The sequence below is a fragment of the Leptolyngbya sp. PCC 6406 genome (genome assembly GCF_000332095.2).
GTDB lineage: Bacteria > Cyanobacteriota > Cyanobacteriia > Phormidesmidales > Phormidesmidaceae > PCC-6406.
Map to the genome: position 1 here is coordinate 2,895,246 of NZ_KI913949.1, position 12,372 is coordinate 2,907,617.

At 57.5% G+C, this 12,372-nt stretch carries 8 protein-coding genes; 7 read left to right on the top strand and 1 reads right to left on the bottom strand.

Features of this window, described 5'->3' with window-relative positions:
- Positions 1-341: 341 nt before the first annotated feature.
- From LEP6406_RS0212860 to tnpC, 6 genes are all read left to right on the top strand, one after another.
- A complete protein-coding gene (locus LEP6406_RS0212860) occupies positions 342-5,948 on the top strand; it encodes a translocation/assembly module TamB domain-containing protein (RefSeq protein ID WP_008311196.1) in 5,607 nt (1,868 codons plus the stop codon).
- A gap of 14 nt (positions 5,949-5,962) precedes the next feature.
- Positions 5,963-6,613: a signal peptidase I gene (gene lepB / locus LEP6406_RS0212865; protein ID WP_008311199.1), complete on the top strand. Its 651-nt coding sequence runs from the start codon at positions 5,963-5,965 to the stop codon at positions 6,611-6,613.
- A 391-nt stretch (positions 6,614-7,004) separates the two neighbouring features.
- On the top strand, positions 7,005-7,235 hold the full coding sequence (locus tag LEP6406_RS0212870; RefSeq protein WP_008311201.1) for a DUF433 domain-containing protein: 231 nt from the start codon (positions 7,005-7,007) through the stop codon (positions 7,233-7,235).
- A 5-nt stretch (positions 7,236-7,240) separates the two neighbouring features.
- Positions 7,241-7,477, top strand: coding sequence for a DUF5615 family PIN-like protein (locus LEP6406_RS35470; protein ID WP_263971249.1), 237 nt, complete (start codon positions 7,241-7,243; stop codon positions 7,475-7,477).
- Between the two features lie 630 nt (positions 7,478-8,107).
- On the top strand, positions 8,108-9,103 hold the full coding sequence (locus LEP6406_RS32145) for an IS1/IS1595 family N-terminal zinc-binding domain-containing protein (protein ID WP_081748074.1): 996 nt from the start codon (positions 8,108-8,110) through the stop codon (positions 9,101-9,103).
- A 283-nt stretch (positions 9,104-9,386) separates the two neighbouring features.
- Entirely contained in the window at positions 9,387-10,844 is a 1,458-nt protein-coding gene (tnpC, locus tag LEP6406_RS0212890; RefSeq protein ID WP_008315340.1) for an IS66 family transposase, read from the top strand.
- Between the two features lie 52 nt (positions 10,845-10,896).
- Here tnpC and LEP6406_RS27975 read toward each other — a convergent pair whose 3' ends face one another.
- Positions 10,897-11,340, bottom strand: a complete 444-nt coding sequence (locus tag LEP6406_RS27975; RefSeq protein WP_051463685.1) for a class I SAM-dependent methyltransferase — start codon at positions 11,338-11,340, stop codon at positions 10,897-10,899.
- A 76-nt stretch (positions 11,341-11,416) separates the two neighbouring features.
- Between LEP6406_RS27975 and LEP6406_RS0212900 the strand changes: the two genes are divergently transcribed.
- The coding region (locus LEP6406_RS0212900; RefSeq protein WP_008315143.1) for an IS66 family transposase at positions 11,417-12,372 on the top strand (956 nt) is incomplete at its 3' end.

The following is a 12,372-nucleotide window of genomic DNA, read 5'->3' on the forward strand; positions in this document are numbered from 1 at the left end:
GTGTGCCACGATGGAACGGCCAGGGTATTGACGCCGCAGAGTACTAGTGGAATTAATACTGTGGAACTGAATGGGCGCTGACGGACGATTACCCATGGATTTTCGTCGCTAGCCGCCGCCAGTGTGCCACCAGTATGTGAGTATTTTATGGGTTGCTTGACCATTCCCGATTATTCCTAGGGAATCGGGGGTGTCGGGAACCAATTCATCGATTAAACTACTGCCGTCAGGTCAACTACGGCAGCGGGACACGCGATCGCAAGTTGGGCTAGGGGAACCATTTCCAAAATGCCTGACTCTAGAGGATAGCGGCGGGGGCCAGGGGAAGCGGGAAGGGAAGCATGACCAACGCACCGAATGGGTCAGGGCCGGAATCAGAACCAGAATCCGGGCCAGAGGCACAACCGGAATCCGGGCCAGAATCCGGGCCGGAACTGGAACCGGGGTCAGAGCCCCAGGGACGTTGTTCTTGGCGACGCCTTGTCCTGGGGGCGGGCGCGATCGCAATTTTAGTCGGCGCGGGTAGCACCTGGGCGGGATGGATTTTTGTCCGAGGGCGGCTGACACCCTGGGCCACAGCGGCCCTGAGCCAAACCTTGCAGCGCCCGGTGGAGCTGGGGGATGTGGAGCGTTTTTCCCCGCTGGGGGTAAGGTTTGGCCCCTCGGCAGTCCCAGCGACAGCGACGGACCCAGACACACTCCATGTGGAGGCGATTGAGGTGCGGTTTAACCCCCTGCACCTGTGGCGGCGGCGGTTTCGCCCCCAGATCGCCCTCCAAAATGTGCAACTTTACGTGGAGCAGGATGAGACGGGGCAATGGCTGAATTTGGACTTGGACCTGCCGGAGCGGGATCCAGATCAGGATCCGTTCATTCAGGTCAACCCCACCATTCGCCTAGAAAATGCCACGGTTATGGCACGGCCCCACGCGGTGCCCGACCAGCCCCGGCCCACCACCCTCGTGTTCGAAGAGGTGCGGGGGTCACTCACCCTGACCCAGCGGCGCAATATTCCCGATCCGCGATCGCAGAATCAGCCCCAGGACATCGTAGATGCCCAGCAGATTCAGTTCCAACTCACAGCGGCCTCAGAAGCCGCTGGTCAGGCCCAGGTCCAGGGAGATCTGCTGCAATTCCTAGACCCCCCGGATGCGCCAGAAACCTTGGCAGACTGGGTGATGGGCACCTTAGCAGTGGAACTCCAGGGGGTAAACCTGGCCGCGATCGCTCCCGGCCTCCTCGCCACCTCATCCCCCTCCCGATCCCTGCCCCTGACGGTGACCGGAGGGCAGGTAAACGGGGCCATTGAACTGGAACTCACCCCCAGGGAACCCCTCCGCATCACGGGATCGGCCCGTCTCCAGGCGGGCTCGATCGACCTGGATGCCCTAGAGCAGCCTGTGGAAAAGGTATCGGCCCAATTCCGGTTCCAGGGGAATCGGATGGCGGTGGAAAATGCCACCGCCCAATACGGCGTCCTGACGGCAAAGGCGGGGGGACTGATTGACTCACGCAACGGCTACGACCTGAAGGGAGAAATTGAGCCCTTTGACCTGGCGGAAGCGGTGGATTTGCTGCCCCTTGACCAGCCGCTGTCGGCGGCGGGCACCTTCCGAGCTGAAGCCGCCCTGACCGGCCCCCTAGCCGAACCGGCCTTAACGGGGCGACTGGTGTCGGTGGACACCGTCACCCTAGACCGGGTAGCCTTTAGCCAGATTGAAGCGGAGATCGCCTACACCCATCCCGAACTCACCCTGACTCAGCTCAATCTGGAGCCCTTGGCGGGGGGCCGTCTCACGGGGACAGGGCGCTACACCCTGGCGGATCCCCGTGAGCTGAGTTTGCAACTGGTGGGCACCGCCCTGCCCGCCGATGCTATTGGCCGCAGCTATGGCCTCCCCGACACCATCACCCTGGGAGTTCTGGCCCTAGAGGCCGACATCTCCGGCCCCTTGGATGACCTAACCGGGGTGATCTCCTGGCAGGCTCCCGATGGCACCTACCCCACCCGAGGGGTAGCGGAGATTCAGAACAGCGTCCTTACCCTGCGGGAATCCCTGGTCCAGGTGGCGGGGGGTACCGTCGCCGCCACGGGGACTCTGGCGGCGGGGGCTTGGAACGCCAATCTTGTCGCCCAGGGCATTCAACTGGGGGGCTTTAACGATCGCCTGGGGGATGCCCTAGCCAGCGGTACCGCCCAATTGTCAGGCACTCTGGATAACCTCACCCTGGCGGGAATTCGCGGCAGTGGGGATCTGACATCTGCGATCGCAGGAGGCACCCTCGCCAGCCAATTCACCCTCGCCAATGGAGCCTGGAATGCCGCCGTCCAGGGACAGGGACTCAACATCGCCCAATTTGCCCCCAACGCCCCCGTCGGTGCCCTCAGCACCAACGCCCAGTTCAGCGGTTCCGTCACCTCCTTCGCCCTAGACACGATTCGGGGCAGCGGCGATCTGGCTGCCGCTGTCGCCGGGGGCAACGTGGTCAGCCAATTCACCCTCGCCAATGGAACCTGGACCGCCAATGGTCAGGGCCAGAATCTACAACTGGCCCAGTTCTCCCGCGACCTGCGCGGCTTAGGGGCAGCCACCTTCCAACTCACGGGCAACCTCGACAACCTCACCGCCGAAGGCATTCGCGGCCAAGCCCAACTCACCCTCAGCGAAGGACTCGCCACCCTGGCCCGCCTGCGGCCCCAGGGACAGCAGCAATCTCCCCTCACCGCCGCCGTCGCCTGGGATGGCCGCATTCTACGGATTGATCAGGCCGAGGGATCTGGACTCGTGGCGCGGGGCACAATCCAACCTCGCTTTACCGGGCCGGGAGCCCCCGCCATCGGCAATATCGATCTGGCCATCCAGGCCCGAGACTACGCCCTGGCTACCCTGCCCTTGCCCTTCTCCAGGGTGGTTGCCCTCGATGGACAAGCCACCTTTGACGGTCGCCTGAGAGGCACCCCAGCGGATCTGAACCTAGTGGGCACAGTTGCCTTGGCCGACCTGGCGGTGAATGAACTCGCCTTTGAACCCCTGATGACCGGGGATGTGCGCTTCTCTAGTCGAGATGGCTTAGCCCTAGCCGTAACGGGTCAACAGGACCAGATTGTGGCCAACTACGGCATCCGTAGCCGCCAAGCAGATTTCCGCATCCAAGCCGGGGATGCCGTAGCGGTGGGTAATACCGAGGGCGACTTCCTCCAGGCCCGCCTGTACAATTTCCCCCTCTCCCTGCTGGGACTGCCCCCCGCCGAGGCCGCCCAGTACGGCACCCTGCGCGGAAACGTAACCTTTGCCAACGCCACCGTTAACCTCCGAAACCTGTCCACCGTAGGCCAATTTGACGTGGCCGACGTGGGCCTAGGCTACATCAGCGTAGATCGCGTGTTTGGTGGCTTTACCTACGGCAACGGAGTCATTACCCTGTCCAGTGGCGAGATTCGCATGGTAGATCGCGCTTCAGACGACGAGATTCTAGACGAGCGCACCTACCAAGTAGCAGGCCGCTTTGGTTTAGGCAGTGATCCCCAACTCCAGGGCAGCCTCACCACCCAGCGCGGTACTCTCCAAGACCTGCTCACGATTCTCAAAGTCACCGAGGTAGCCGATCTGGGCCGGGGTCTCCGTCCCCCCGCTGGCCTGATTCCCAGTTCCCAGGCGGAAGCCGATGCGATCCTCACCACCGTCCCCGCTGGAGATCCCGAGGCCAGCCTGCTCAACCGCCTACGCCGTATATCCGAAATTCAAGAACTCGGCGTCATTGAGGACCGCACCGCCCGAGCTGAGCCCCTGCCCCCTCTGGAGGAATTGCAAGGGCTGTTCCGGGGCACCGTGCAGGTGACGGCCAACCTGCCCGTAGCGGGACGCGCTGCGGATGTCAATCTCGGGTTTAACCTACAGGGGCAAGATTGGCGCTGGGGCAGAGATTTCCGTGCCGATGAAGTCTTGGCCCGAGGTAGCTTCCAAAATGGCCAACTCCAACTCAATCCCCTCCGCCTCGCCAGTGAGGTAGACGGGGAAGTGGCGGCGATTACCCTCGTGGGGGAAACGGTGCTGAATTCTGAAAGCCCCAGCCGCCGTCCCCTCACCCTCACCCTGGAGAATATTCCGGTAGACAGTCTCCAGGCCCCCCTCCAGCTTCCCTTCCCCATCGCCGGACGATTGAATGGGGAAGCTGTGCTCCAGGGAGCCCTAACGGATCCCAGCCTGACAGGGAATGTCATTCTAACGGCAGGCACCATTAACAACCGTCCCATCCAAGCTGCCAACGCTGACTTTACCTACACTGCGGCCCGCCTGAACCTCAGCAGTTCTGTGGAACTGGTGGATGCGGAGGATCTTCTCACCTTCAACCTAGCCACCCCCTTCCAGCCCGCCTTTGTCCGCCGCCGCCCGGTGAATGAAGCGGTGGTGGCCGATCTTGAGGCGCGGGATGATGGGCTGGCCCTGGTAAATCTCTTTACTGATCGCATCTCCTGGCAAGGAGGAGAAGGGGCTCTGGTGGCCAATCTCCAGGGGAGGTGGGACGGCAGTGCCCCTCTGCGGGAGCTTTTCAGCAACCTGGATACCCTGGAGGGCTTCTTGAGACTGAATGGAGCCACGGTAGGACTGCAAGCCCTCCCGGATGCCCCCCTGACCAATGTGGTCGGCTCTATTCGCCTAGCGGGTCTAAGTAGCGGTACCGGATCTATTGATCTCCGCCGCCCCGCCTTAGTGGTGGATAGTCTAGAGGGTGACTTTAGCGACGGCTATCTCTCGGCAAGCGGCAGTTTCCCCCTCTACCTGCCCCTATCCCCCCAGGGCAATAGTACGGAAGAGGGGGAGGCATCCCGTCCGGTAGAGCAACAGCCCCTTACCCTCCTCCTGGATGACCTAGCGATGAATATCACGGGTCTCTACGCAGGAGAGGTGAAGGGCCAGATTGTGGTGGGCGGTTCGCTGTTGGCGGGGGCACAACTGGGGGGGCAGGTGGATCTCAACAATGGCCGGATCACCATTCCTGAAGGGGGCAATGGCGGGGCTGGCGGGGCTGGTGATAGCGGTGAAGATGGATTGGCCATTCCTGACCCCCTCTTCAATAGTTTGATGGTGCGCTTGGGCAGCAATGTTCAGGTGATCCAGGGCAATGTCCTGAATGTGGCAGCCCAGGGGAATCTGCGGCTGAATGGGTTGGTCACCCGGCCCGAACCCCTCGGGGTAATTCGCCTCACCTCTGGGCGGGTAAATCTCTTCACGACCTCCCTGAGGCTCACGGGGGATAACAATCGGGCGGAGTTTCGTGACAGCTTCGATCCCATCCTCCGGGTATCTTTGGTGGCCTCGGTGGCGGATACGACCAATCGCAGTGTTTTGACGACTTCCAGTCCTTACCCCCGCACCGAGGTACCGGATTTGGACGTTGACAACTTGGCCCTGACCCAACGGGGAGTGAGAACTATCCGGATTCAGGCGGAGGTGGATGCCCCGGCCAGCCAGTTGACGGGCATTAGTGGCCTGGAGGATTTCCGCCGGGTGGTGCGGTTGAGCAGTAGCCCCGCCCGATCGGAGACGGAAATTTTCTCCCTGTTGAGCGGGGATGTGTTGACGGCTTTGGGCTCTACCGTGACGGGTGAAGGCAGTCAAAACCTGGAGGGGATTTTGGGGGCGGTAGCGATCAATTTCTTGCAAAATCTGGTAGCCGATGCCCTGCCCTCTACGGAGTTTCGGATCTTCTCGGCGAGGCCGGAGTCGAACCAGTCGGAAGATGGGTTAGATATTGGCGCGGAGGTAGGATACCAGGTGTCACCGACGATCGCAGTGTCGATACTGAAGGTGGTGACGAATCAAACGCCGTTCCAGTTCAATGTCCGCTATCGCATCAGTGACCAGTTCACCCTGCGGGGCACAACTAGTTTCCAGGAATTTCGGGAGCGCAGCGGTCTCTTGTTAGAGTATGAGACGCGCTTTTAACGGACCTATTGCCCATGCCCCCCGAGCCCAATCCGCTCAATCCCAATGATGCTGTGTCTGAGGAGGCTGTGTCTGAGGAGAAGGCGATTATCCCTGACCCAGGACCGCCAGGGGGGTCGGTGCCGGGATGGCGGCGATTTCTCCAGGGGCAACGGGAAAATCTGCGGGTACTTGCGATCGCGCTAGTTCTGGCTCTGATCATGCGGGTGTTTGTGGCAGAACCCCGCTTTATCCCCTCCAACTCCATGGAGCCGACGCTACACATCGGCGATCGCCTGATCGTAGAGAAGCTGGCCTATCGCCTCCACGATCCACAACCGGGGGACATTGTGGTGTTTCGGCCCCCAGTCCAGCTCTATCCCTACGGCTACAGCGCCAAGCAGGCATTTATTAAGCGGGTGATTGCCACACCGGGGCAAACGGTGCAGGTCACGGGACAGCAGGTTTACATCAACGACGTTCCCCAGACAGAGCCCTACATTCGGGCTGCGCCTGAGTATGACATGGTGCCCATTACCGTGCCGCCGGAGAGCATCTTTGTGCTGGGAGACAACCGCAATGACAGTAATGATTCCCACGTGTGGGGCGTCCTGCCCCAATCCCACATCATTGGTCGCGCCGCCCTCCGTTTTTGGCCCCTCACCGCTTGGCAGTGGTTTATGTAATGGCTCCCCTAGGCAGCAAACCCGATCAACGGGTACGTTATTTTCCTGCCAGTCCTCTACAGACCCCGCTAATAATAAGTTGTTGGGTTTTCTCTTAGCCTGCATTAGGGCATCGACATAAGTCGAGACAATATGGGCTCCGAGGAATTCAGGAGTTAGGAGCCAGAAGTCAGGAGGGTACTGAATTCTAGCTCCTAACTCCTCCCCAGAAAATTTGTCCCGCTTTGAGTTGATACCCAAAATCTTGGCTTTGGCTCCTAAACCTTTCTGAGGAACCACCTGGTGCGGACCCGCCTGCCGGGTAGTGTGGGCGGGAGGATTCGTGGGGATTAGTCTCTATCCCGATTAGCCTGCTCTAGACTTAGGTATACACAAGAATCTTGTCTGTATTGTGAGCTATCGCGAGATCATTACGATTGAGCCTGATAAGTGTGGTGGCAAGCCTTGCATCCGCCGGATGCGAATTACGGTCTACGATGTCCTAGGCTGGTTAGCGGCTGGCATGTCTACTGATGAGATCATCGACGACTTTCCAGAATTGACGGAAATCGATATCAGAGCCTGCTTGGAGTTCGCGGCTGATCGTGAGCATCGTTTAGTTGCGTCGGTGAGTACTGCTTGAAATTATTGTTCGACCAAAACCTCAGCCGTAAACTAGTTAATCGTCTAGCAGATATTTTTCCTGGATCTAGTCATGTTCAGTTTCATGAACTTGCAGAGAAAACAGACACCGAGATCTGGGGGTTTGCTAAAGTGAACGACTTCTGCATTGTTCATATCAGTCAGGGGGAGTGCAATGAATCGTGGCCCCGCAAGCAGATTCCAGCTACTGTCCCAGCCGAGGACTCGCGGTATAACGGCTAAAAAGAATTTGTTGTGCTAGAAGTCTGGCTCGAATCAAGTTCAGGTCAGACTGAATTTCTGAAAAGCGTTGACGAACGGATTCTGCTAGCTGTCCGCGCTCGTTCAGATAGGACTCTACTTCCTGCTGATGCCGAATATAATAACCAAATCGTGATGTAAACGTCAGACAGAGAAAGCGTTGAGTATCTTTGCACAATGCTTTCTGGAGAAGCACCATCCTGGAATGCTCAGGTTACCAGTTCTAGCAGAACCCTTGAGTCGCCAACCCGAATTGCACCTGTTTCATCTTCCCTAAGTGGTAGGGATTCGCACTCCAAAACAAGACTCACAATTCAATCTCCATATAACGGCTATTAGAGTAGGCTTCAAGCTGAAAACATTGCTCTCATCATACCTACTAGTCATGTATCGTTCCCAGAATGATCTTTGAAGAGTCAAGCCTTGTAACGGTTGCAAGTAAGTAATCGCTACTCTTCAATAGCTGATCCCATCCAGTTGTTCGCGCTCACCGAACGCAGATAACCTTTGCGACTCAATAGAGCATCTTGAGGTATTCCGGTGCAGCGCGGTTGGGCACTGTCAGCTTAGGGGGTGAGAGCTAGACTGTAGATGCAGCAAGCCTTAAGCCCAATGCACTGTATTTATTGCCAGAGTGAAGAGGTCGTCAAGAACGGTAGCAAAACCTTGAAGAGCGATCAAGTCGTGCAACGCTACCTCTGTAAGACGTGTGGCCGTCGCTTCAATGAACGTAGCGGTACCCCGATGGCCCGCCTACGAACGCCAGCAGCCACGGTAGAGATGGCCCTGAATGCCAGAGGCGAAGGTCTTGGCATCAGAGCCGCCGCTAGGGTCGTGGGGACATCCCCGAGCAGTATTAGCGCTTGGGAAGAGCGCTTATCATCTCATCTGCCCGCCTGGTCTCCCCCTGCACCTGAGGGCGGAGAAGTCACCATAGAGGGCGATGAACTCTATACCCGGGTGGGAGAGAACCTTCCCCCCGAAGCCTCAGAAGGCTGGACGATCAGCTTCATTGAGCGAGAGAGTCGTTACTGGCTAGAAGCCAGTGCGGGACTCAAGGCGGCTCAGTTGTTTGAGCAGGGGGTGGAGCGGGCCTGGCAGTGGGCTGTGTCCAGTGCTTGGATTCGATGGTTTACCGATGGCGAGCGGCGCTATGGCAAGGAATTGTGGAAACTGGCCAGCGTCTATCTACCGAGCCACCTGACCTCAGAGGCATATCCCTATCAGAAGGTCTGGCGTGAAGGTTTAGAAGTGGCCATCAAGATCAAAGGCTCTCAAGGCAAGGCCCGGGTGGAGTGGCTCCAAGTGGAGCATCCCTGGACAGCGATGAGTTCCATAGCAGAGGTTCATGCCAATCACCTTGAAGCCTTTAACAGTGCCTTGAGGCGTCGAGCAACGGCCTATCGAAGACGTCAGAACCACTACGCTAAGCAGGTAGAAGGATTGCAGCGGGCTTTGAATGTCCAGCGCCTGATTCACAACTGGGTGCGGCCCCATTGGAGTTTAGGCAAAGCCAGAACACCAGCAATGGCAATGGGATTCATTCAGCGCCCACTGAAAATCTCTGAGATCCTCTTATCCAGAGGATTTGAATGGATCACCCCTTAACAGGACAGTGCCCGCGGTTGTTATGTCGCGATCGTCTCCTTAACAGCCGTTGCTGTCATCATCCCCCACAACCAATCAATTTTGTATTTCTCAATTGAAACCCTGGCTAATCCTTCACCTTGAAGAATTCTCTGGCACTCACTTGTACCATACGTTCGAAAATGAGCGTGATTAAAAAGACGTAGAAAAAGATCACAGATACGACACGTTAGATAATCGTAATTAGTCACCGCAACAAGAGGGGGCTATTGCGAATGAGGGGAAAATCGGTAAAGTAAGAGTCATGACGATTCAGCCGCCCTCAGACCTGAACCTGCCGGAGATCGCCCCCGAAGAGCAAGGGGCGAGGTATTGGTATGAGCGCTACTGCGAGCAATGCTCAGAGACTGAGCGCCTCAAGCAACGGGTGAAAGAGCTAGAGGAACAGTTCGAGACGTTGGGCGAGAAGCTCAAGAAAGTGACCGGGCGCACCAGTGAAACGAGCTCTCAGCCGCCCTCTGCTGATGGCCCAAAGAAACCGAACCGGGATAAACGCAAGCCCCAACGCAAACGAGGCCCCAAATACAACCACCCCGGTACGACGCGCAATGGCTTTGGTTGGATTGATCACACCATATTGCTCGACGTGGAGAAATGCCCTGTCTGCGGCGGTGCCGTCGAGCGCCAACCCCAGGGGACAAAACGCCAGCAAGTAGCTGAACTGGTGCCAGACCTCGTCGAGATTTGGGATTACGAGCGCCCGTTGTATCGGTGTCCGGCCTGCGGGTGGCAAGGCCACCAGGAGTTGCCTCTGGGGTGCCGGGAGGGGTTTAGCTATGGCGGACGGTTGAGTAGTGTGGTGGGCTGGTTGGGGTATGGGGGCAACCTATCCTGGTCAAAACAGCGTTATGTCGTCGAGAGCATCTTCGGTGTTCCGATGTCTCAGGGGAGTTTAGCAAAGCTGCATCAGTGGTTTTGTGAGGCTCTGCAACCTGCCTATGAGCAATGGTGGAGCTGGATTCAACAACCGGGGGTGCGCTGTGTCGATGAGACCAGCTATCGCTTGAACGGGGTGAACCATTGGATTTGGATCGCCACCGCCCCGGAGTGCTGCGCCCTGTTCTTTGCCCCGACCCGCAGTTCAGCCGAAGTCAAGACACTTTTGGGCGAGGACTTCGCAGGCATTCTCAGCAGCGATTGCTGGTCGGCCTATGGGCCGCAATCTGCGGTCGCCAAACAGAAATGCTGGGCTCACCTGGAGCGGGAGCTAAAGGCGTTAACCACATCTCGGTTCTCAGAAAACCGGGAATTCGCCCACCGGATCTTCCCCATTATCTACACCGCTCGCCAAGCCCACCGGGACTATCATCAGGGGCAGCTCAGTCGGGCTGAACTCCAGGCTCTGCGGCCCATCATTGAGGCGGAGTTAGCCTATGTCCTAGAGCATCCTCTCCACGGACGCTGGGCTGCGGATGCCCAAGGGTTGGCGAATCGGTTTCGGCGGCATTGGGCAGACTGGTTCACATTTCTTTCCCAGCCTGAGGTCAAACCGGACAACAATGATGCAGAACGGGGTCTACGGCCCGTGGTGATTCATCGCAAAGTCAGTGGCGGTGCCCGCAGTGATTGGGGCGCTCAGTTAGTGGCGATGATGTTCAGTTTTCTTGAATCCATGCGTCGTCAGGGTAAAAACGCCGTAGACCACCTCTTTGAGCTCATCGCCTCATCGGGGTGCTCCCCTCCTGCTCTCTTACCGGGATAATCCTGGGTCTCTGGAGGCTTTCTCATTAAGCCTCTCCTATTGCGGTGACTAATTACAGATAATCATCGCACCAGTCTGTAATCACTAGATTTCCGTTAGGCTTTAGAACTCGCTTTATTTCTTGAATCGCTTGGGAAGGATGGCGAAAGTAATGAAATGCATTGGTTGAAATCACCAAATCAAAACTCTCATTTGGAAATGGAATCTTATCTGCACTGCCGACTAGCAACTCAACTGACTTCGGTAATTTCTGTCGGGCTACACTCAACATCTCTGCAGAAGGATCCAATCCGACAATTTCTGTTTCTGGAGTCAAGTGCAAAAGGCGCTGAATTAACGTTCCTGTTCCACAACCAAGATCTAAGATGCGTCCATGAGAAGTGAGATCTAAACGATGCATGGTTTCCTGGACAGTCGCATTCACATAAGACGAAAAACGACGATCATACCAAGGCGCAAGATGGGCATATTCGTTTTGAACAGGATCGGAGTGCATGTCCTTTAACGTAAGCCTTCAGGGGTTCACGAAGAATTAAGGGTTCCAGGGTCTCGATAGGGGTTAAGGTAGGCTCATGAGTGAAGGCAACGAGCCCACCATAGACATCGGCGGCATCTCCATTTCTGTGTCAGATTGGGATGCCACCCCGGCTAGCGTAAAAAAAGCTCTGGTGTGCGCTCTCATTGAGACCATCAGTCGCTTAGAAGAGCGGGTGAGCCACCTCGAAGAGCAACTCAACCAGAATTCGCAAAACTCATCGTTGCCGCCTTCAAAGGATGGATTCGGCCCCCCTAAGCCAGACCCGGAGGGCAAAGGCAAAGGGAAGCGGAAGCGCGGAGGCCAACCGGGACACAAAGGATATTCCCGCAAGCTGTATCCCCTAGAAGCCTGCAAACAGGTGTTCGAGCATCGCCCCAAGACCTGTGGGCATTGTGGAGAGCCGCTATCAGGAAACGACCCAGCGCCCTATCGGCACCAGATTGTCGAACTACCGCCAATTGAGCCCATCGTCATCGAGCATCGCCTGCACGCCTTAGATTGTGAGCACTGCGGTAAAACCACCCGTAGCAAATTACCAGCAGAGGTGCATCAAGGCGGTTATGGTGAGCGGTTGAGTGCAGTAGTGGCCTTACTGAGTGGCGCTTATCGCCAAAGCCATCAGCAGGTGAAGACCTGTCTAGCAGCGCTGTTTGAGATCGAGATTTCTGGCGGCAGCATCAACCGGCTACGCCGAGAAGCCAGTGCGGCACTGGGGCAGCCAGTAGCTGAGGCGCAAGGCTACGTGCAGGGGGAAGCGGTGATTCACAGTGATGAGACTAGCTTTCGCCAGGGGAACAGCGATGGCCAGAATCAGGCCCAGCGACAGGGTTGGCTGTGGGTGCTGGTGACGCCGATGGTGAGTGTGTTCAGCATTCTGTTGAGCCGGTCTCAAGCCGCCGCCCAAGCACTGATTGGCCCAGCCTATGACGGCATTGTGGTCTCAGACCGCTACAGCGGCTATGGGTGGATTGATATTAGCCAACGCCAGGT

Coding starts and splice junctions, on each gene's coding strand:
- LEP6406_RS0212860 (WP_008311196.1), top strand. CDS start 342: ATGACCAACGCACCGAATGGGTCAGGGCCGGAATCAGAACCAGAATCC.
- lepB (WP_008311199.1), top strand. CDS start 5,963: ATGCCCCCCGAGCCCAATCCGCTCAATCCCAATGATGCTGTGTCTGAG.
- LEP6406_RS32145 (WP_081748074.1), top strand. CDS start 8,108: ATGCACTGTATTTATTGCCAGAGTGAAGAGGTCGTCAAGAACGGTAGC.
- tnpC (WP_008315340.1), top strand. CDS start 9,387: ATGACGATTCAGCCGCCCTCAGACCTGAACCTGCCGGAGATCGCCCCC.
- LEP6406_RS27975 (WP_051463685.1), bottom strand. CDS start 11,340: ATGCACTCCGATCCTGTTCAAAACGAATATGCCCATCTTGCGCCTTGG.